The sequence below is a fragment of the Pseudomonas sp. A0308 genome (assembly GCF_044218815.1).
In the GTDB taxonomy this organism is placed as follows: Bacteria; Pseudomonadota; Gammaproteobacteria; order Pseudomonadales; family Pseudomonadaceae; genus Aquipseudomonas; species Aquipseudomonas iridis.
On record NZ_CP162581.1, the window covers coordinates 2578280 to 2598987 of the forward strand.

Below are 20708 nucleotides of genomic sequence, written 5' to 3' on the forward strand. Positions count from 1 at the left end.
GTATCAGCCCTGGTTGAGCAGTTGACGCAAGTCGATGACTGCCGCGTTGGCCCGGGAAATATAGTTGGCCATGACCAGCGAGTGGTTGGCCAAGACGCCGAAGCCGCTGCCGTTGAGAATCATCGGGCTCCACACTGGCTCTTGCGACGCTTCCAGCTCACGGATGATCTGACGCACGCTGACCGTGGCGTTCTTCTTCGCCAGCACATCGGCGAAGTCGACTTCGATGGCACGCAGCAAGTGCGACAGTGCCCAGGCCTGGCCGCGCGCTTCGTAGAACACGTTGTCGATCTGCATCCACGGGGTTTCGACGACTTCTTCGTCAAGCTGCGGCACTTCGCCGACAGCCGGAACTTCGGTTTTCAGCGCAGTATTGAGTTTGACCCGACCAACACTGGCCGACAGACGTTGCGACAGCGAACCCAGACGCGTGCCGACATCGCCGAGCCAGTTGTTGAGGTTGTCTGCGCGGGCGTAAAACAGCGCGTTTTTCTGCGCGGGGTCAGACAGGCGCGCCTGATAGCGGCTCAGGGAGTTGATGCCTTCCTGATACTCGGACTCACTCGACGGCAGGATCCAGCTCTTGTTGTCGAAGTTGAAACGCGGTTCGGCCTTGGCCAGATCGGAGTCTTCGGCCGACTGCGATTGCGAACGGGCGAAGTCTTTGCGCAAGGCGCGGGTCAGGTCACGGACCTGCACCAGTACGCCGTATTCCCAGCTCGGCGTGTTGTCCATCCACAGGCCAGGGGGAAAACGGTCGTTGGAAATGTAACCGCCCGGCTTGTCGAGCAATGTGCCGGCCACGGACTTCAGGGTTTCGACTGTGGTGTAGCCGATCACCATCTGCTTGCCTTCTTTCTCGGCGGCCACTTGCGCGTTTTGCGCCACCGGAAATAACGCCGGCTCCTGGCTCCAGTACCAGCCCAGGCCAATGGTCACCAACAAATAAATACCGAGCAGAGTGGCCAACGCACGGCTGAACAACAGCCCGCCGACATAGCTGCGGGCGGCCGATTTGGGCTCGGCGGCACGTTCAGGCGCGGCGCCCGCGCGGTTTTTCCAGTCCAGCATGGCGATATCCTTTCAATCACTTGGGGTCAACGGTTCGACCACAACCATACAACAACGTGCCAAGGCCGGGCACCTGCGAGTGAAGATATGCCGCAAATGGTGCAGGCGCTCGACGCATCCGTCAGGTCTAAGGGAATCCCTGATGCCATTCACCTGCTATTTCGACGCAGAGCCGTTAATACGCCGTTTCGCCCTATTGGTGTGAGACGCACAGAGTTGCCTGAAATGTTAGCCGCTATATATTAAGGTGCCCTGCTTGCGGGGACTTTGCCGACGTCCAGGCCGAAAACAAAACCACTCGGTCAGAAACTGAATAGTGACGCATTACAGATTATTGACGTGCGACACTCGTCTAAGGGAAAAGAGGTGCTAGCATAGAGCCACCAGTCGATCTCAGCATGCACCCTAACTAGTAGTCAGGATATGACCGAGCCAGAAGACCCCAGCCGTGAGCGTCTCAAGCACCACTTTGCCCAGCGGGTAATTCATCAGGCACGTCAGATTCTTGAGATATGGCAGCGCCTGCAACGCAGTGAATGGTCCACCGTTGACCTCGCCGAACTGAGCGAGGCCAACCTGCGCCTGCTGCGCTTTGCCGAGCGCTTTGAACAGCCGGAACACACCCAGCTCGCGCGCCACATCAGTCAGTCGCTGGAAGCAGTGGACGCCAATCGTGGACGCCTGAGCAGTGGCTTGATCACCGATCTCAATCGTTTGATGCAGCGCTTGTCGCGTACCGGCCTGCGCCAGGGCGATCAGCTCGACCAGACCTTCCTGCCACCGCTGCGCAAACCAATTTACGTGATGCTGCAGGATCACGACCGCGCCGAGCGGCTGGCCAAGCAACTGGAATTCTTCGGCCTCAGCGCGCAGTCGCTGGACAGCGTCGCGGCGTTTCGCTCATCGATGGTCGAGCGGTTGCCGGCCGCGATCGTCATGGACGTGGATTTCAGTGGTGCCGGCGTTGGCCTGAAACTCGCTGCCGAAGCCCAGATCGGTCTCGAGGAACCGTTGCCGCTGCTGTTTTTCAGCCTGCACGAAACCGACACCCCGACACGCCTCGCGGCAGTACGCGCCGGCGGCCAGGAGTTCCTCACCGGCACCCTCGAAGCGTCGAGCCTGCTGGAAAAGATCGAAGTCCTGACCTGCGTCGCCCAGTACGAACCTTATAAAGTGCTGATCATCGATGACTCCCGCGCCCAGGCCATGCACACCGAACGCCTGCTCAACAGCGCCGGGATCGTGACCCGCACCTTGATCGAACCGATTCAGGCCATGGCTGAACTGGCGGATTTCCAGCCTGACCTGATCATCCTCGACATGTACATGCCAGCCTGCACCGGCACCGAACTGGCCAAGGTGATCCGCCACAACGACCGCTATGTCAGCGTGCCGATCATTTACCTGTCGGCCGAGGACGATCTGGACAAGCAGCTCGACGCCATGAGCGAGGGCGGCGACGACTTCCTGACCAAACCGATCAAGCCGCGTCATCTGATCACCACCGTGCGCAACCGCGCTGCCCGCGCGCGCAACTTGAAAGCACGGATGGTGCGCGACAGCCTCACCGGTTTGTATAACCACACGCATATTCTGCAACTGCTCGAAGACTGCTCGTTCCGCGCCCGCCGCGAGAACAAGCCGCTGAGCTTTGCCATGCTCGACATCGACCACTTCAAACGGGTCAACGACAGCCACGGCCACCCGATGGGCGACCGCGTCATCAAGAGCCTTGCACTGTTTCTCAAGCAACGTTTGCGCAAAACCGATTTCATCGGCCGTTACGGCGGCGAAGAGTTCGCCATCGTCATGCCCGACACTGACATGGAAGCCGCACACAAGGTGCTCGACGAGATCCGTCAGCGTTTCGCCGAAATCCATTACCCGGCACAACCTCATGACTTGTGGTGCACCTTCAGCGCCGGCGTGGTGGATCTGCGCGATGATTCCGACAGCCTGATGATGGCCAGCCAGGCCGACGAGGCGCTGTACCGCGCCAAGAATGGCGGGCGTAATCGAGTGCAAAAGGCGCGGGAGTCAAAGCAAAGTGCCACCTTTTCATCGGAATCAACCGATTCGGTCATAACCCTGTAATAGAACCGCAATAAATTCAGGCGCTTACCATTTCTGTCGTTGGTAGCTGTCATGCGCCTGAAGTTGCTCACAAATCTTAATACCCTGCTGCTGGTCGCCGTGTGCCTCGCACTCGGCGCCACGCTGTGGTGGTCGCAAAAAGCGCTGGAACGCCCGTATCTGTTGATGGAGCGTTATCTGGGGCTGTCGCAGCAATTTCAGAACGAGGTGGCGCGCAACGTCGAGGACTACCTCGCCAGCGGCGATGCCTTGCGCCTGAGTGGCGCCAGTCAGGCCATCGACAGCGTACAAAAACAACTCGGCGAACTGCCACCGGCGCTGGCCGATACGTTGCGCCCGAGCCTGTCAGGCCTCGATGAATTCAGCAAAACCGATTTGCTCGCCGCCGGCAAACTGGCCGGTGATCCGCAGGCATTGCTGTTGCAGGCCGAGCGCGAATTGAGCGCCAGCCTCGACCAGCTCAGTGCCTATGCCAGCGGCAACGCGGCCTACCTGACGCCGCTGCTTGCTGCCTCTCAGCACTTGGGCAAACTTTCACTGGCGCGAGACAAACTGGTCAGCAGCGGCCGCAGTGAACTGGCGGTCGACGTTGAGCGCGAAGTCAGCAATATCCGCGCTCAGGCACAGTTGATCGATGCCCTGCCCCTGCTGGGTGTAGTGGCCAGCAACGAATCCAGCAGCGACGACTTCGCGGCGATGATGGGCATCGAAAGCAGCGAAAAAGCCGTCGCCGAAGATGCCGGTGTCGGCCTCAAACGTGAACTCAACAGCCTGCTCGGTCGCTACCCGGCAGAGCTTGCCCGCACCCGCGAGCAAATCCAGAAACGCAGCGAACTCAGCGCAGCCACGCACGCGAAAATCGCTGCAGTGCAACACGCCATTGCCGGTCTGGAGCCGGTGGTGCGTGCCCAGCACGGGCAAATTCAGGGCGAAGTGCGGCTGATGCAAGGCGTGATGATCGGCCTGATTCTGCTGATTGCGCTGCTGATCGACACCCTGCAACGGCGTCTTGCGCGAACCCTGACCAACCTCGCCCCGGCATTGTCCGTCTGGGCCGACGGCGATTTCAGTCGCGACATTCAACTGGGCAAGACCAACCGCGAACTGCACGACATCGAGGCCTCGCTGAATCGCTTGCGCGCGTATCTGGTGGATCTGGTCGGGACCATTCGTGGCAACGCGGAACAAGTCGCGGGCAGCAGTCGCACCCTCGCCGAGTTGAGCAACGACTTGCACAGCGGCGCCGAACATCAGGCCGGGGATACCGCGCTGATTCGCGATTCACTCGGCGAATTGGAGGCGACTATCCAGCAAGTTGCCGGGGACGCGCGTCAGGCCGCCGATGCCAGTCGCCATGCCGGTTTGGCTGTCGAGCATGGTCAGACCGTCATCGGCCAGAGCCTCACGGGCCTGCACGCCTTGGTCGGCGAAGTGCAGGGCAATGCGCAGATGATCGAGCACCTGGCTGAAGAGTCGGCGACCATTGGCGGCGTGCTGACGGTGATCCGCTCGATTGCCGACCAGACCAATCTGCTGGCACTGAATGCGGCAATTGAAGCGGCGCGCGCCGGGGAAATGGGCCGCGGGTTTGCGGTGGTGGCTGAAGAGGTGCGCTCCCTGGCGCAGCGTACGGCCGGGGCGACGGCGGAAATTCAAACCCTGATTGCCGGCCTGCAAACCGCTGCCCGGCAATCGGTCGAAGGCATGCGTGCGCAAGTCGAGCACGCCGAAGCGACGGCGAATCAGGCACAAGCGGCGGACGGTGCGCTGGACAAGATTGTCGGTGCGATCCAGACCATTTCCGAGACAGCAATCCGCATCGCCGATGTCACCGCGCAGCAAAGTGGCGCGGTCAGCGAGATTCGCGATCACAGTGAGCGGATTCACCAGTTGGGTGGGGATAACTTGCTGCGTATCGGCCAGGGCCGCGAACAGGGTGAGAACTTGCTGGTGTTGGGCGGACAGTTGCACACAGCTGTGCAAGCCTTCCGGGTTTGACAACACTCCCTTCGGCAGCTCCTACACAGTTGTGTGATGCAAATGACCGGATCAGATCACTCGGTCACATATTTTGCGCAAACATCGGCCATCGTGCTGGCTATTGCATAGAACTGGACAGTCATAAAGTCTTTGCGGCATAGTCGCCGGGTTCTGACGACTGCTCATTCATGACAAGGACAACGCAGATGGCAACCCTACTGGTGCTGCACGGCCCCAACCTGAACCTGCTCGGCACCCGCGAACCGGGCACCTATGGGTCGACGACCCTGGCGCAGATCAATCAGGATCTGGAGCGTCGCGCCCGTGAAGCCGGCCATCATCTGCTGTATCTGCAAAGCAATGCCGAGTACGAATTGATCGACCGCATCCACGCCGCACGCGGCGAGGGTGTGGATTTTATCCTGATCAATCCGGCCGCATTTACACATACAAGTGTTGCATTACGTGACGCGTTGCTGGGAGTGAGCATCCCATTCATCGAAGTGCATTTGTCCAACGTGCACAAGCGCGAACCTTTCCGCCATCACTCTTACTTCTCCGACGTAGCGGTGGGAGTGATCTGCGGCCTTGGCGCCAGTGGTTACCGACTGGCCCTGGAGGCTGCACTAGAACTGCTTGAAACACAGGCAACGACTTGAACGACAAGCGTTAAGCGCCCCTGACCGACCCTTGGGAGTTGATGATTCATGGATATCCGTAAAGTTAAGAAACTGATCGAATTGCTGGAAGAGTCCGGCATCGACGAGCTCGAGATCAAGGAAGGCGAAGAGTCCGTACGCATCAGCCGTCACAGCAAGACCCCGGCTCAGCAGTACTACGCGCCTGCACCGATGCAAGCGCCGGCCGCTGCACCAGCCGCCGCTCCTGTAGCTGCAGCTGCTCCGGTTGCCGCTGCTGCCCCGGCGCTGAACGGCACTGTTGCCCGTTCGCCGATGGTCGGCACGTTCTACCGCAAGTCTTCGCCAGCCTCGCCGTCCTTCGTTGAAGTCGGCCAGACCGTGAAGAAAGGCGACACTCTGTGCATCGTTGAAGCCATGAAGATGATGAACCACATCGAAGCTGAAACCAGCGGTGTGATCGAGTCCATCCTCGTCGAAGACGGCCAGCCGGTTGAGTACGACCAACCGCTGTTCACCATCGTTTGAACTGCGGAGAGCCTTTGATGACTGCGAAGTTGGAAAAAGTTCTGATCGCGAACCGCGGTGAGATCGCCCTGCGGATTCTGCGTGCCTGCAAAGAGATGGGCATCAAGACCGTCGCCGTTTACTCCAAGGCCGACAAAGAGCTGATGCACCTGGGTCTGGCAGACGAATCCGTCTGCATCGGCCCGGCATCGGCCTCTCAGTCTTACCTGCACATCCCGGCCATCATCGCTGCCGCCGAAGTGACTGGCGCTACCGCCATTCACCCAGGCTACGGTTTCCTAGCGGAAAACGCCGACTTTGCCGAGCAGGTCGAGAACTCCGGCTTCGCCTTCATCGGCCCGAAAGCCGACACCATTCGCCTGATGGGCGACAAGGTATCGGCCAAGCACGCGATGATCGAAGCAGGCGTGCCAACCGTTCCAGGTTCTGACGGCCCACTGCCGGAAGACGAAGAAACGGCGCTGCGCATCGGTCGTGAAGTCGGCTACCCGGTGATCATCAAAGCCGCTGGCGGCGGTGGTGGTCGCGGCATGCGCGTGGTGCACAAGGAAGAAGACCTGATCTCGTTCGCCAAACTGACCCGCACCGAAGCAGGCGCGGCGTTTGGCAACCCGATGGTCTATCTGGAAAAATTCCTGACCAACCCGCGTCACGTCGAAGTGCAGGTTCTGTCCGACGGCCAGGGTCACGCCATCCATCTGGGCGACCGCGATTGCTCGCTGCAACGTCGTCACCAGAAGGTTCTCGAAGAAGCGCCGGCACCGGGCATCGACGAGCAGGCTCGCCAGGAAGTTCTGGCTCGCTGCGTCAAGGCGTGCATCGACATCGGCTACCGCGGCGCCGGCACTTTCGAGTTCCTGTACGAGAACGGTCGTTTCTACTTCATCGAAATGAACACCCGTGTTCAGGTGGAGCACCCGGTTTCGGAAATGGTTACCGGTATCGACATCGTCAAGGAGATGCTCAGCATCGCCGCTGGCAACAAGCTGTCGTTCACGCAGGATGACGTGGTTATCCGCGGTCACTCGCTGGAATGCCGGATCAACGCTGAAGACCCGAAAACCTTCATGCCGAGCCCGGGCACGGTCAAGCATTTCCACGCTCCAGGCGGCAACGGCGTTCGCGTCGATTCGCACCTGTACAGCGGTTATGCCGTTCCGCCGAACTACGACTCGCTGATCGGCAAGCTGATCACTTACGGCGCTACCCGCGACGAAGCCATGGCCCGCATGCGCAATGCACTGGACGAAATCGTGGTTGACGGGATCAAGACCAACATCCCGCTGCACCGTGATCTGGTTCGTGACGAAGGCTTCTGCAAAGGGGGCGTGAACATTCACTACCTCGAGCACAAGCTGGCTGACGAGAAGCACTAAGCTTCAGCCCGCACCAGACAAAGCCGCCTTCGGGCGGCTTTGTTGCATCTGCAGGTTTCACTCCCCCCTGTGGGAGCGAGCCTGCTCGCGAAGAGGCCGTGCCAGTCGCCACCTTCATTGCTGACCCACCGCGCTCGCGAGCAGGCTCGCTCCCACAGGTTCCACGCTTCGCTCAACATCTGCGCTACAAATGCAGCTCCCACAAACCCTGCGCGCTCGCGTAAACTTGCGCGCTTCTCGCAGACCGCTAGTCTGCAATCAATATTTTTCAAAGGTGCCCGCCATGCCTTGGCTGCAAGTACGACTCGCCATCAGCCCGGAACAAGCCGAAACCTACGAAGACGCTTTCCTTGAAGTGGGCGCTGTTTCGGTGACCTTCATGGACGCCGAAGACCAGCCGATCTTCGAGCCGGAACTCAACACCACTCCGCTGTGGGCACACACGCACCTGCTGGCCCTGTTCGAGGGCGGCACCGAGCCTGCCCCGGTGCTGGCCCACCTCGAATTGCTGACCGGCAGCCCGCTGCCCGAGCATCACAGCGAAGTCATCGAAGACCAGGATTGGGAACGCAGCTGGATGGATGGTTTCCAGCCAATGCGTTTCGGCCAGCGTCTGTGGATCGTCCCGAGCTGGCATGCCGCGCCCGAGCCTGACGCAGTCAACCTGCTGCTGGATCCGGGCCTGGCGTTCGGCACCGGCACCCACCCGACCACCGCGCTGTGCCTGGAATGGCTCGACGGTCAGGACCTCAAAGACTGCAACGTGCTGGATTTCGGCTGCGGCTCGGGGATTCTGGCCATCGCCGCCCTGCTGCTCGGTGCTAAAGAAGCCGTCGGCACCGACATCGACGTGCAGGCGCTGGAAGCCTCGCGCGACAACGCCGGGCGCAACAATATCGCCGATGAGCTGTTCCCGCTGTACCTGCCGCAAGATCTGCCGCAGGTCAAAGCCGACGTGCTGGTCGCCAACATCCTCGCCGGCCCGCTGGTTTCGCTGGCACCGCAATTGTCCAGCCTGGTCAAATCCGGCGGGCGTCTGGCGCTGTCAGGCATCCTTGCCGAACAAGGTGATGAAGTCGCTGCTGCCTACGCTCAGGACTTTGATCTCGACCCGATCGCCAATCGCGATGGCTGGGTGCGCATCACCGGGCGTCGGCGCTAGAATGGCCGCCTGCATAATCCGGATCGCCGCATGACCGACAGCTTCGTCACTCAGTGCCCGCATTGCCAAACCAGTTTCCGCGTCAGCCATGCTCAATTGAGCGTGGCCCGCGGGGTGGTTCGCTGCGGCTCCTGCCTGCAAGTGTTCAACGCCGCCAAACAGCTGCTTGAGCAGCACGCGGGCAAGGATGCGGTGACGCCGGTTGCACCCGCCAATGCCGAACAACTGCCGGTTGCACCACCGCCGGTGGTTGAATCGCCCGCGGTCGTCGAGCCACCTGTCACCCGCGCCATCAGCCAAAAGCAATGGAGCGCTGCGGATCTGGACCTCGACAGTCTCGACCTGGACGAAGAACTCGCCCGCCTCGAACAACGGGAAATCCAGCCGACCACCGAATTCGGTCGCCCGCGCGAAGACTCCCTGAGTGCCCGCCGCGACAGTCCGGAACCGGATGAAGCGGTCTGGCCCGACAGCCTGTTCAGCCAGCCTGCCGATGAGAGAGCAGAGCCTGAAGCCGAACCGCAAGTGATCGAGGATCCGATCAAACCCGCACGCACCGAGCCCTCGCTGTCGCTGGAGCCGGTGGATCTGGATGATGAACCGGCGATCCCGCAGTTGCGCCTGCACGATCCGATCGATCCGAATGCCCGCCGCGAACGCTTGTCCGCCAGTGACGACAGCGATGACGATCTGCCATTGCTCGAACCGCAGCGCAAAAAACGTGAGCGCGCAGACTCCGGCGTACGCGCCGAAGTCTTGCAGGACCTGACTGACGACCCGCTGCAACTGGACTGGCAAAAGCGCCGCTCACCCTGGGCCCGTCGCCTGCTGTGGCTGGTGCTGGTGTTGCTCGCCGCTGGCGGCCTCGCCGCCCAGTACATCAGCTACCATTTCGACGAACTGGCGCGGCAGGATCAATACCGGCCATGGTTCCAGCAAGTCTGCCCGCAAATCGGCTGCACGGTGCCGTCCAAGGTCGACATTGCCAGAATCAAAAGCAGCAACCTGGTCGTGCGCAGCCATCCGGAGTTCAACGGCGCGCTGGTAGTCGACGCGATCATTTATAACCGCGCAACGTTCTCCCAGCCGTTTCCTTTGCTGGAGCTGCGGTTTGCCGACCTCAACGGGCACCTGATCGCCAGTCGGCGCTTCAAACCCGGCGAGTACTTGAGCGGCGATCTCGAAGGTTTGGCGGAGATGCCGCCACAAACGCCGATCCACATCGCGCTGGATATTCTCGATCCAGGCCCTAAAGCGGTGAATTACAGCCTGAGTTTTCACTCGCCCGAGTGAATCGCTTCATCGTTTCTGAATTGACGGCAATTTTCTGACTTCGCGCCGGGCTACCGAACCGCTGGCGATAAGAAAATAACTGTTCAGATTTTGTTCAATTCAGCCTTTATCCAGTCATCGAGAGCGGGTATCATGCCAACCCTTTTTCGAACTCTCATGATCCGGCCCCACTTCAGGGAAGTCCTATGTCGGCGGTACGCATCGGCCCATATACATTACAGAACGGCTTGATTCTCGCCCCGATGGCGGGGGTCACCGACCAGCCCTTTCGTCAGCTTTGCAAGCGTTTGGGCGCAGGGCTTGTGGTCTCGGAAATGGTCACCAGTGACATGAGCCTGTGGAACACCCGCAAGTCGCGCATGCGCATGATCCACGAAGGCGATCCCGAGCCACGCTCGGTACAGATTGCCGGTGGTGATGCACAGATGCTGGCAAATGCGGCCCGCGCCAACGTCGAACTGGGCGCACAGATTATTGATATCAACATGGGTTGCCCGGCAAAGAAGGTCTGCAACAAGGCCGCCGGCTCCGCGTTGTTGAAAGATGAAGCACTGGTGACCGAGATCCTGCAGGCCGTCGTGGCTGCGGTTGATGTGCCGGTCACCCTGAAGATCCGCACAGGCTGGGATCGCGACAACAAGAACGGGCTGACTGTGGCGAAGATCGCCGAGCAGGCCGGGATCACCGCGCTGGCAGTGCATGGCCGCACTCGCGCCGATCTTTATAAAGGTGAAGCCGAGTACGACACGATTGCCGCGATCAAGCAGGCCGTGTCGATCCCGGTGTTTGCCAATGGCGATATTGATTCGCCGGAAAAGGCCCGTTACGTGCTCGACGCGACCGGTGCCGATGGCCTGTTGGTAGGCCGAGCCGCCCAAGGGCGGCCATGGATTTTTCGCGAGATCGATCACTTCCTGCGCACTGGCGAGAAATTGCCGGCACCGGAGCTGACCGAGGTGGAACACATTCTGCTAGAGCATCTGGCCGCACTTCACGCTTTCTATGGGGATGTGATGGGCGTGCGTATTGCTCGAAAGCATGTGGGCTGGTATCTCGCAACCTTGCCGGGCGCCAAGGAGTTTCGCGCCCACTTCAATCGTTTGGATGGTACGGAAACACAATGCGCCAACGTTCGGGAGTTCTTCGCCGAGCGTTACAAGAGCCTGACAGGGGACGAAGAAGGGGTGGCCGCATGACGATGATGACCGAGACTTTAGTGAGTGGAACAGCACCCGTGAGCGACAACGTGAATTTGAAACAGCACCTCAATACGCCGAGCGAAGAAGGTCAGACCCTTCGCGGGAGTGTCGAGAAGGCGCTGCACAATTATTTCGCCCACCTTGAGGGCGCGTCCGTCACGGATGTGTACAACCTTGTGCTCTCCGAAGTCGAGGCTCCCCTGCTCGAAAGCGTGATGAACTACGTCAAGGGCAACCAGACCAAGGCCAGCGAGCTGCTCGGACTCAACCGAGGCACGCTGCGCAAGAAACTCAAGCAGTACGATCTGCTGTAAGCATTCAATCAAACCAGAAAGGCGCCCGCGTAAAACCGGTCGCCTTTTTTGCTGACTTCCTTTGCTTTTGATGGAAATTGAGATGACCGACCAGACTACCCGCCTGCCGATCCGCCGCGCCTTGATCAGCGTTTCCGACAAGACCGGGATCCTCGAATTCGCCAAGGAGCTTGAAGCCCTGGGCGTCGAGATCCTCTCCACCGGCGGAACGTTCAAGCTGCTGCGCGACAACGGCGTTGCCGCAGTGGAAGTCGCGGATTACACCGGTTTCGCGGAGATGATGGACGGTCGGGTGAAGACCCTGCACCCGAAAATCCACGGTGGCATCCTCGGTCGTCGCGGTATCGACGACGCTATCATGAACGAACACGGCATCAAGCCGATCGATCTGGTAGCGGTCAACCTGTACCCGTTCGAAGCGACCATCAACAAGCCAGGTTGCGACCTGCCGACCGCCATCGAGAACATCGACATCGGCGGCCCGACCATGGTCCGTTCGGCAGCAAAAAACCATAAAGACGTCGCGATCGTGGTCAACGCCAGCGATTACGCCAACGTCCTCGAAAACCTCAAGTCCGGTGGCCTGACCTACGCTCAGCGTTTCGACCTGATGCTCAAGGCGTTCGAACACACCGCCGCCTACGACGGCATGATCGCCAACTACATGGGCACCGTGAACCAGGCCGCTGAAACCCTCAGCACGGAAGGTCGCAGCGAATTCCCGCGCACCTTCAACAGCCAGTTCATCAAGGCTCAGGAAATGCGCTACGGCGAGAACCCGCACCAGAGCGCGGCGTTCTATGTGGAAGCCAAACCTGCCGAAGTCGGCATCGCTACCGCGACCCAACTGCAAGGCAAAGAGCTGTCGTACAACAACGTGGCCGACACCGACGCTGCGCTGGAATGCGTGAAGAGCTTCGTAAAGCCAGCCTGCGTGATCGTCAAGCACGCCAACCCGTGCGGCGTGGCGGTGAGCCCGGACGCCGAAGGCGGCATCCGTCAGGCCTACGAACTGGCTTACGCTACCGACACCGAATCGGCGTTCGGCGGCATCATTGCCTTCAACCGTGAACTGGATGCCGAGACCGCCAAAGCGATCGTCGAGCGTCAGTTCGTTGAAGTGATCATCGCCCCTTCCGTGAGCGAAGAAGCCCGGGCCATCGTTGCCGCCAAAGCCAACGTGCGCCTGCTGGCCTGTGGCGAGTGGTCGGCTGACCGCGCTGCCGCGTGGGACTACAAGCGCGTCAACGGCGGCCTGCTGGTACAAAGCCGCGACATCGGCATGATTGGCAGCGAAGACCTGAAAGTCGTGACCAAGCGTGCCCCGACAGAACAGGAAATCAACGACCTGATCTTCGCCTGGAAAGTGGCCAAGTACGTCAAATCCAACGCGATCGTCTACGCCAAGAACCGCCAGACCATCGGTGTCGGCGCTGGCCAGATGAGCCGCGTAAACTCCGCACGTATCGCTGCGATCAAGGCTGAACACGCTGGTCTGCAAGTGGCGGGTTCGGTGATGGCATCGGACGCGTTCTTCCCGTTCCGCGACGGTCTGGACAATGCGGCCAAGGTCGGCATCACTGCGGTGATCCAGCCAGGTGGCTCGATGCGTGATGCTGAAGTGATTGCCGCTGCCGATGAGGCAGGCATCGCCATGGTCTTTACGGGCATGCGCCACTTCCGCCATTGAAGCAGCCGCAAGTTTCAAGCTGAAAGCTGCAAGAAAGAGCAGACAGGTGTCGCTCCCTCTTGCAGGTGCAGCCTTATTAATTCAAAGCACAAGCTGTAAATGAGCGCCACGCAGTCGCTCTAACTTGCAGCTTGTAGCTTGCAGCTTTCTCCGAAGGAGTCTCTCTTTGAATGTTTTGATCATTGGCAGCGGTGGCCGTGAACACGCTCTGGCCTGGAAAGTGGCTCAGGATCCACGCGTGCAGAAGGTTTTCGTTGCCCCGGGCAACGCCGGTACGGCGATTGAAGCCAAGTGCGAGAACGTCGCTATCGACGTGCTGGCCCTTGAGCAGCTTGCCGATTTCGCCGAGAAAAACGTTTCCCTGACCATCGTCGGCCCGGAAGTGCCGCTGGTGGCTGGCGTTGTCGACTTGTTCCGTTCCCGTGGCCTGGACTGCTTCGGTCCGACCGCTGGCGCTGCACAGCTGGAAGGCTCGAAGGCGTTCACCAAGGACTTCCTGGCGCGCCACAAGATCCCGACCGCCGACTACCAGAATTTCACCGAGATCGAGCCAGCCCTGGCTTATCTGCGTGAAAAAGGCGCACCGATCGTGATCAAGGCCGATGGCCTGGCCGCCGGTAAAGGCGTGATCGTTGCCATGACCCTGGCTGAAGCCGAAGACGCCGTGCGCGACATGCTTGCCGGCAATGCTTTCGGCGATGCCGGTTCGCGCGTGGTCATTGAAGAATTCCTCGACGGCGAAGAAGCCTCGTTCATCGTCATGGTCGACGGCAAGAACGTCCTGCCGATGGCCACCAGTCAGGACCACAAACGCGTCGGCGACGGCGACAGCGGCCCGAACACCGGCGGCATGGGTGCTTACTCCCCTGCCCCGGTAGTGACCGCCGACGTGCACAAGCGCGTGATGGACCTGGTGATCTGGCCGACCGTGCGCGGCATGGCCGATGAAGGCAATGTCTACACCGGTTTCCTCTATGCCGGTCTGATGATCGACAAGGCCGGCAACCCGAAAGTCATCGAGTTCAACTGCCGTTTCGGTGATCCGGAAACCCAACCGGTGATGCTGCGTTTGCAGTCGAGCCTGGTGCTGCTGGTTGAAGCCGCCCTGGCGCAAGCACTGGACAAGGTCGAAGCGCAGTGGGATCCACGTCCGAGCGTTGGCATCGTGCTGGCCGCTGGCGGCTACCCGGGCGACTACGCCAAAGGCGTCGCGATCAACGGTCTGGACGCTGCGGCAAGCCTGGAAGGCAAAGTCTTCCACGCCGGCACTGCGCTGAAAGATGGCCAGGTCGTGACCGCCGGTGGTCGCGTACTCTGCGCCACCGCAATGGGCGCCAGCGTCAGTGATGCGCAACAGCAAGCCTACAAGCTGGCGGCCGCGATCGACTGGGAAGGCAGCTTCTACCGCAAGGACATTGGCTACCGCGCCATTGCCCGTGAACGTGGCGAAACCCAGGAATAAGCTGTCCATGAAGTCCGGTGAGGGATACCGCTCCTCGCCGGGCTGTTCCGCCGCCGCGCGTCGTTATACTCTGGCATCAACCTAAGAAGGGATTTCGCCGTGCGCTGGCTCAGGATTGCCATAAGCTTCACCGTCACGTTGCTGACCTTGCTCTGCATGCTCCCGGCCCAGGCCACGCAAGGCAGTGGCTGGTCGGTATTGCTCGACGATCAGGGCAATCTGCAACTGAGCGATATCCGCTCAGCCCGTTACACCAACCAATTCAGCCCCATCGACCTTAACCGCCTCACCGCGGCCGAGCCCGAGGGAGCACTGTGGCTGCGCTTCAGGCTCGCGCCCGGCAAGCACGAACAAGTTCTGCGGATCTTCGCCCCGGACCTGTCGCACCTCAATCTGTACGTGCTCGACGGCGACCAACTGATCGAGCAACGCAACACCGGCACCGACCAGCCCCAGGCTGAACGGCCGCTACCGAGCAGCGACTTCATGCTGCCGCTGCCGCAAAGTAGCAAGCCTCTCGACGTCTACGTGCGGCTGGTCTCCGACCACCAGTTACGCCCGCACATCACCCTGCAATCGGCGGTCATGAGCGCGGCCGACCAGAACCAGACACTGATCTTCGGCCTGTTGTTCGGCTGCCTCGCCATGCTGTTGCTGCACAATCTCGTGCGCTACGCCTACTCCCGTTCACGCAGCAGCCTGTGGCTGGCGATCTGCGAGGGTCTGTTGGGACTCAGCCTGTTGCTGTTGCTCAACCTCGCCGGCCCCTGGCTACCGAACTGGCATGCGATCCAGACGCCCGGGGCTTATCTCGCATTGCTGCTGACCGCGCCGGCCGGTTTGATGTTTGCCCTGCGCTTCTTCGCCCCGCTGGGCCCGCATCCGCTGAACAAACTGTTGCTGGGCGACATTCTGTTTATCGTGACGTGCAGCTTGTTGCTGTTGTTCGTCAACACCTTGCCCCTGAACATCATCACTTACGCGCTGGTGGCACTCGCCGGTCTGAGCATGTTGTTTGTCGCGTTCTATCACTGGCAGAAGGGCTACCGCCCGGCGCGGTTGTTTGTTGCTGCCATGGTGGTGTTCAACATCGGTACGCTGATCATTCTTCCGGCATTGCTGGGCCTGACACTGGTCGCGCCGCAAGGCCTGATCATGACGTTGATGGTGTTTATCTGCATCAGCGGGCTGTTGATGAGCATTGCGCTGGGCGAGCGTCAACGCAGCATCACCGAAAGCCGTTTCAGCATCAGTCGCGACCTCGCCGCAAGCAACGCCGAGATCAACGCCAAAGCCGAATTCCTCGCCAAGATCAGTCACGAGATTCGCACGCCAATGAACGGCGTGCTGGGCATGACCGAGTTGCTACTCGGTACCCCGTTGTCGGTCAAACAGCGCGATTACGTGCAGACCATCCACAGTGCCGGTAACGAACTGCTGACATTGATCAACGAGATCCTCGACATCTCCAAACTCGAATCCGGGCAGATCGAACTGGACGACGTGCAGTTCGATCTCAACGCGTTGATCGATGACTGCCTGAGCATCTACCGCGCCAAGGCCGAACAGCAGAACGTCGAGTTGATCAGCTTCATTCAGCCGCAAGTGCCGCGGGTGATCAGCGGCGACCCGACCCGTCTGCGCCAGACCCTGCTGAGTCTGCTGGAAAACGCCCTGAAAAAAACCGACGAAGGCGAAGTGCTGATCGTCGTCGCCCTCGATGAGCGCAGCAGCAAGCCGCGCCTGCGCATCGCCGTGCAGGACAGCGGCCAGCCGATGGAGCAGGAAGAGCGTGACGCGCTGATGCACGCCGAGCTGCACAGCAAGCATTTCCTTTCGGCCAATCGACTGGGTGGCAATCTGGGCCTGGTGATCGCGCGGCAACTGATCCGGTTGATGCAGGGTGAATTCGGCATCAAAAGCGGCACCAATCAGGGCAGCACCCTGTGGCTGACGCTGCCGCTGGACCCGGATCGCCTTGAACACCCGACCTCCGACCTCGACAGCCCGTTGCAAGGCGCGCGGGTGTTGGTGGTCGATGACAACGACACCTGTCGCAAAGTGCTGGTGCAGCAATGCAGTGCCTGGGGCCTGAACGTCAGCGCCGTGCCGTCGGGCAAGGAAGCGCTGGCGCTGCTGCGCACCAAGGCGCACCTGCGTGATTACTTCGATGTGGTCCTGCTCGATCAGAACATGCCCGGCATGACCGGCATGCAACTGGCGGCCAAGATCAAGGAAGACCCGAGCCTGAACCACGACATCCTGTTGATCATGCTCACCGGCATCAGCAACGCGCCGAGCAAGATCATCGCGCGTAACTCGGGGATCAAAAGGATTCTGGCCAAACCGGTGGCCGGGTATACGCTCAAGACCACCCTCGCGGACGAACTCAACCAGCGCAACAAAGGCCAGGTGGTGTTCCAGCCGCAAGTGGTGACCGCGGCCACCGTGGCCAAAGTGCCGAGCGATTTCCGCATCCTCGTTGCCGAAGACAATACGATTTCGACCAAAGTGATTCGCGGCATGCTCGGCAAGCTCAACCTGCAACCCGACACCGCCAGCAACGGTGAGGAAGCACTGCAAGCGATGAAAGCCCAGCGTTACGACCTGGTGCTGATGGACTGCGAGATGCCAATCCTCGACGGTTTCTCCGCAACTCAGCAATTGCGCGCGTGGGAAGTCAGCAACCAACGCATCCGCACGCCGATCGTCGCGTTGACCGCGCACATTCTCGCCGAGCACAAGGAGCGCGCACGCCAGGCCGGAATGGACGGGCACATGTCCAAACCGGTCGAGCTGTCGCAATTGCGCGAGTTGATCGAGCATTGGGTGGCCCAACGTGATCAACAGAACCGCACGGCGTCGACCTTCTGATTCGCTCAGATCTCCAGACTGCTAAGGTAGTTGAGCGAGCCGGTCAGCACCGACTTTTTGACCCTATCCCGAAACTGGGCGTAATGAAGGGTGTTGAACGTGATGGCGGCGATCTGTTCGACGCTGTTGTGGATCAGTGTCTCGTCTTCGCCAAACAGAAATCCCGAGACCTGTCGCCTGATCCTGAACTGACGATGATAGATGCCCATCTCAACCTTGTTCGGGCCGCTCATGACGCAGGGAATTATCTGAAAGTAACCGGCATCGCCACGAATGCTCGTGGACTCGAACCGTTTGAGCGCCAGGGTATTACGCTCAATTGCCAGCAGCGCACGACGCATTGGCTCGGAAAATTCCTCGCCCATGATGGTTGAGATCCGTTGCGTCGCCTGGCCGGCCATCAGACTGTTGCGTGATGGCGCCAGGGTCTGTGGTTTCGGCACATCCCAGCCGATAAACCTGAGTACCTTGCAGTAGTACTCAAACCAGTCAGTCGCTAGCCCGTCCTCAATTGCCGCGCGTGTCGCCATTTGTGCATGAGCGGTGCTCATGTAGATGTCATCTCGATGGGGCGTCGGCACACCGCTGGCGAATGCGACAACACTGGCGCCCACCACGGCGGCCTGAGGTGTCATGGGATCCGACATGACTTCACCTCCGCTGGCAGGGTCAACGTCGCAACATTGCCCGCAAGCCTGTCCCTGACTTTCACAGCAATCGCCGCACGCACAGGACCGTAGAGCTGTTCAACAAGGGTTTCACACGCGTGATGCACATGAACCAAACCGTGCAAATCATCAGATTGATACGACGGCTGGAATGGATTGGGGCTCAATACCTTTCGCGTCTTGAACTCGACATACGCACTGGTAATCGAGGCGGGAGATTTCGCGTCTATCACCAGCAACCGCACACTCGTCAGCGGAGCTGACACTTCGGCTGGCGCGGGCTCAACTAATGTTTGCATGTGACTTCGCAGCAGTTGGAGCGCCGGCTCTTCGTCCGACAACTTTGCAATTCGCGCGAGAACCGCGGCGATTGTATGGGCATCACCTGATGTACCGTGAGTCAACATAGCGGTAAACACATTTGGCAGGAGTTCTTCTGTTTTGTGTCTGAACCCCCACGTCTGATGCGCCTTTTCTGGACGTAACCAGTAGGCATCGAGAACTTCCATATAGGCGTCATACCAAATTAACCCAGGCGTTTTTTCAATCTTTTTATTAGCCACCAGCTGTGCAAGCAAGATCGAGTTGATCAGATCATCGTAAGCCGCCGCACCATCAACTTCAGGCACAAGCACAATGGAATTTCCCACCACCATCGTCAAATATTCGTCGACCATGTCACCCTCCCGAATATAAAAAAGGGCAGCCGACCCCGACCGCCCTTCCAGCACTGATTAAATCTCGAACTCTTCGATTTTAGAAAGTGCATTCAGACCCAACTTGGTGCGTATATAGTCGCGAGTCGCATTGGCGGTATCCGTATTTTTTTCAAATACGGTCTCGCCCCGATACATTTTCACGTTACGAACATCCACATCGACGAACAGCACTTTGTCCGACGTATTGCGGCGCTGAAAACGAACTGCACCGACAGCCATCAAGGGCACACCATTTACTTCGGTGCAGGCTCCGGTCGAGATGCCACCCACGCCGTTATTCAGAAGGTTTCGCTCATACAGCGTTAAGGCGGTCTCACGTTTGCTCAGTGCTGCAATTGCATCGGTTGCCACTTTCAGCATCAATGCACTAGTCGGACCGGGCAATGCCAGACCCGAGATAACCGAACCCAGAATTTCCAGTACCAGTTTGTCCATACGGACACTGGTACCGCCGACTTCAAGGTTATTGTAATAGATGCTGGTAGAAGACCAGCCCGCTTTGTTCATCACGTCACGGAACAACAAGTACCAATCCTGGCCCTGGTCTTCCCGCGGATACTTTTTGTTCGCTACCAGACTTGCGAAAAGATAGGCATTTTGTGCATCGGTTCGATTTACCTCACTGAGATAACCCGTAAAGGTCAAAATACCTTCACCAACGATAGAGGCTTTTTCCGGCACCACAACAGTATCGCCCGATGAAAAACTGCGGCTACGAATAGCAGGCATGTCACCAACATCATATTGCTGAATATCGCTCAAACACTTATCAACAAACGCTTTCTGCATTACCTGGTTACTCATCACGAATTCCTTATCATTATTAAAACAAGTCCTCATGAACTTGCGAGAGCAACCATAACCAGCCAATCAAGAACATACAAACCTGAACATGTAACACAATCATCAAGCAAACAAAACGACAACTAACTACCAAACAACAGCAACTCGAAACACTTTAAAAAGTCGCTACCGACAAAAACCTGAACGACTGATAGACTCCATTCCCACACTCTCCTGTCGTGAGCCCAAACCATGCTCCACGTGTTATTCAGCGTTTACCTGAAGATGCTGGTGCTCTACAGCCCGTTCTTCGTGTTGTCCTGCTTCATCAGCCTGACCCGTGGTTATTCGCGCAAGGAGCAACGGCGCCTGGCGTGGAAAGTGGCGATCGCTACCCTGGTTTCCAGCGTCCTGCTGTATTTGTTCGGGCGAGTGATCTTCGACGTGTTCGGCATCACCGTGGACGCGTTCAGGATCGGTGCCGGCAGCGTGCTGTTCATCTCGGCGCTGGGCATGGCGCAAGGCAAGTCGGTGGTGCAAACCGACAATGTGCAGCAGGATGTGACCATCGTGCCGCTGACCATTCCGTTGACCGTCGGCCCCGGCACTATCGGCGCCTTGTTGGTCATGGGCGTCAGCCAGCCACACTGGGACGACAAACTCACGGCGATCGTGAGCATTGCGCTGGCCAGTTTCACCGTCGGCGTGGTGCTGTACCTGTCGAACCGCATCGAGCGGATTCTCGGCGATCAGGGTTTGCAGATTGTCAGTCGTTTGATGGGACTGTTTGTGTGCGCACTGGCGGCGCAGATCATCTTTACCGGGATCAAGGGTTATCTGGGGTAAAAGGGGTCGTG

The 20708-nt window shown here is 59.3% G+C and carries 16 protein-coding genes and 1 pseudogene; 13 read left to right on the plus strand and 4 right to left on the minus strand.

Translation table 11 applies throughout. The features are described from left to right. Window positions 1-3 precede the first annotated feature (3 nt). Window positions 4-1071: a DUF2333 family protein gene (locus AB4P92_RS11995; RefSeq protein ID WP_042557478.1), complete on the minus strand. Its 1068-nt coding sequence runs from the start codon at window positions 1069-1071 to the stop codon at window positions 4-6. Window positions 1072-1494: 423 nt separating this feature from the next. Between AB4P92_RS11995 and gcbA the strand changes: the two genes are divergently transcribed. The 12 genes and pseudogenes from gcbA (at window position 1495) to AB4P92_RS12055 (ending at window position 17681) form a co-directional block, all read left to right on the plus strand. Continuing rightward, a complete protein-coding gene (gene gcbA / locus AB4P92_RS12000; protein ID WP_042557477.1) occupies window positions 1495-3165 on the plus strand; it encodes a diguanylate cyclase GcbA in 1671 nt (556 codons plus the stop codon). A 1491-nt stretch (window positions 3166-4656) separates the two neighbouring features. Continuing rightward, a pseudogene (locus AB4P92_RS12005) lies at window positions 4657-5163 on the plus strand (methyl-accepting chemotaxis protein); the annotation flags it as partial. Window positions 5164-5351: 188 nt separating this feature from the next. Beyond that, the gene (gene aroQ, locus AB4P92_RS12010) at window positions 5352-5804 is read left to right on the plus strand and encodes a type II 3-dehydroquinate dehydratase (RefSeq protein WP_042557475.1); all 453 of its coding nucleotides are present in this window, start codon (window positions 5352-5354) and stop codon (window positions 5802-5804) included. Between the two features lie 48 nt (window positions 5805-5852). Then, complete coding sequence (gene accB / locus AB4P92_RS12015; protein ID WP_042557474.1) at window positions 5853-6311, plus strand: acetyl-CoA carboxylase biotin carboxyl carrier protein; 459 nt, start codon at window positions 5853-5855, stop codon at window positions 6309-6311. Between the two features lie 17 nt (window positions 6312-6328). Next, the gene (gene accC / locus AB4P92_RS12020) at window positions 6329-7687 is read left to right on the plus strand and encodes an acetyl-CoA carboxylase biotin carboxylase subunit (RefSeq protein ID WP_042557473.1); all 1359 of its coding nucleotides are present in this window, start codon (window positions 6329-6331) and stop codon (window positions 7685-7687) included. A 283-nt stretch (window positions 7688-7970) separates the two neighbouring features. After that, complete coding sequence (gene prmA / locus AB4P92_RS12025; protein WP_042557472.1) at window positions 7971-8849, plus strand: 50S ribosomal protein L11 methyltransferase; 879 nt, start codon at window positions 7971-7973, stop codon at window positions 8847-8849. 30 nt (window positions 8850-8879) lie between these two features. Further along, entirely contained in the window at window positions 8880-10142 is a 1263-nt protein-coding gene (locus AB4P92_RS12030) for a DUF3426 domain-containing protein (protein ID WP_395599423.1), read from the plus strand. A gap of 185 nt (window positions 10143-10327) precedes the next feature. After that, complete coding sequence (gene dusB / locus AB4P92_RS12035; RefSeq protein ID WP_042557469.1) at window positions 10328-11338, plus strand: tRNA dihydrouridine synthase DusB; 1011 nt, start codon at window positions 10328-10330, stop codon at window positions 11336-11338. Then, window positions 11335-11655: a DNA-binding transcriptional regulator Fis gene (fis, locus tag AB4P92_RS12040; RefSeq protein ID WP_003221275.1), complete on the plus strand. Its 321-nt coding sequence runs from the start codon at window positions 11335-11337 to the stop codon at window positions 11653-11655. The genes dusB and fis overlap by 4 nt, the downstream gene beginning before the upstream one ends. A gap of 82 nt (window positions 11656-11737) precedes the next feature. Beyond that, complete coding sequence (gene purH / locus AB4P92_RS12045) at window positions 11738-13345, plus strand: bifunctional phosphoribosylaminoimidazolecarboxamide formyltransferase/IMP cyclohydrolase (RefSeq protein WP_047299539.1); 1608 nt, start codon at window positions 11738-11740, stop codon at window positions 13343-13345. Between the two features lie 166 nt (window positions 13346-13511). Then, on the plus strand, window positions 13512-14807 hold the full coding sequence (gene purD / locus AB4P92_RS12050) for a phosphoribosylamine--glycine ligase (protein WP_395599424.1): 1296 nt from the start codon (window positions 13512-13514) through the stop codon (window positions 14805-14807). A 99-nt stretch (window positions 14808-14906) separates the two neighbouring features. After that, a complete protein-coding gene (locus AB4P92_RS12055) occupies window positions 14907-17681 on the plus strand; it encodes a hybrid sensor histidine kinase/response regulator (RefSeq protein ID WP_261736335.1) in 2775 nt (924 codons plus the stop codon). A gap of 5 nt (window positions 17682-17686) precedes the next feature. Here AB4P92_RS12055 and AB4P92_RS12060 read toward each other — a convergent pair whose 3' ends face one another. From AB4P92_RS12060 to AB4P92_RS12070, 3 genes are read right to left on the minus strand one after another with little or no spacing between them, the layout of a single operon-like run. After that, window positions 17687-18328: a hypothetical protein gene (locus AB4P92_RS12060; RefSeq protein ID WP_395599425.1), complete on the minus strand. Its 642-nt coding sequence runs from the start codon at window positions 18326-18328 to the stop codon at window positions 17687-17689. Further along, window positions 18313-19026 carry a hypothetical protein gene (locus AB4P92_RS12065; RefSeq protein WP_395599426.1) on the minus strand — a complete coding sequence of 238 codons (714 nt, stop codon included), beginning with the start codon at window positions 19024-19026 and terminating at the stop codon, window positions 18313-18315. The genes AB4P92_RS12060 and AB4P92_RS12065 overlap by 16 nt, the downstream gene beginning before the upstream one ends. A gap of 57 nt (window positions 19027-19083) precedes the next feature. Further along, the gene (locus AB4P92_RS12070) at window positions 19084-19872 is read right to left on the minus strand and encodes a hypothetical protein (RefSeq protein WP_395599427.1); all 789 of its coding nucleotides are present in this window, start codon (window positions 19870-19872) and stop codon (window positions 19084-19086) included. Window positions 19873-20103: 231 nt separating this feature from the next. On the opposite strand from AB4P92_RS12070, the gene AB4P92_RS12075 reads away from it, so the two are divergent. Then, complete coding sequence (locus AB4P92_RS12075; RefSeq protein ID WP_042557462.1) at window positions 20104-20697, plus strand: MarC family protein; 594 nt, start codon at window positions 20104-20106, stop codon at window positions 20695-20697. Window positions 20698-20708 lie beyond the last annotated feature (11 nt).

Coding starts and splice junctions, on each gene's coding strand:
- accC (WP_042557473.1), top strand. CDS start 6,329: ATGACTGCGAAGTTGGAAAAAGTTCTGATCGCGAACCGCGGTGAGATC.
- dusB (WP_042557469.1), top strand. CDS start 10,328: ATGTCGGCGGTACGCATCGGCCCATATACATTACAGAACGGCTTGATT.
- AB4P92_RS12070 (WP_395599427.1), bottom strand. CDS start 19,872: ATGAGTAACCAGGTAATGCAGAAAGCGTTTGTTGATAAGTGTTTGAGC.
- AB4P92_RS12060 (WP_395599425.1), bottom strand. CDS start 18,328: ATGTCGGATCCCATGACACCTCAGGCCGCCGTGGTGGGCGCCAGTGTT.
- accB (WP_042557474.1), top strand. CDS start 5,853: ATGGATATCCGTAAAGTTAAGAAACTGATCGAATTGCTGGAAGAGTCC.
- prmA (WP_042557472.1), top strand. CDS start 7,971: ATGCCTTGGCTGCAAGTACGACTCGCCATCAGCCCGGAACAAGCCGAA.
- AB4P92_RS11995 (WP_042557478.1), bottom strand. CDS start 1,071: ATGCTGGACTGGAAAAACCGCGCGGGCGCCGCGCCTGAACGTGCCGCC.
- aroQ (WP_042557475.1), top strand. CDS start 5,352: ATGGCAACCCTACTGGTGCTGCACGGCCCCAACCTGAACCTGCTCGGC.
- AB4P92_RS12075 (WP_042557462.1), top strand. CDS start 20,104: ATGCTCCACGTGTTATTCAGCGTTTACCTGAAGATGCTGGTGCTCTAC.
- AB4P92_RS12065 (WP_395599426.1), bottom strand. CDS start 19,026: ATGGTCGACGAATATTTGACGATGGTGGTGGGAAATTCCATTGTGCTT.
- fis (WP_003221275.1), top strand. CDS start 11,335: ATGACGATGATGACCGAGACTTTAGTGAGTGGAACAGCACCCGTGAGC.
- gcbA (WP_042557477.1), top strand. CDS start 1,495: ATGACCGAGCCAGAAGACCCCAGCCGTGAGCGTCTCAAGCACCACTTT.
- purH (WP_047299539.1), top strand. CDS start 11,738: ATGACCGACCAGACTACCCGCCTGCCGATCCGCCGCGCCTTGATCAGC.
- AB4P92_RS12030 (WP_395599423.1), top strand. CDS start 8,880: ATGACCGACAGCTTCGTCACTCAGTGCCCGCATTGCCAAACCAGTTTC.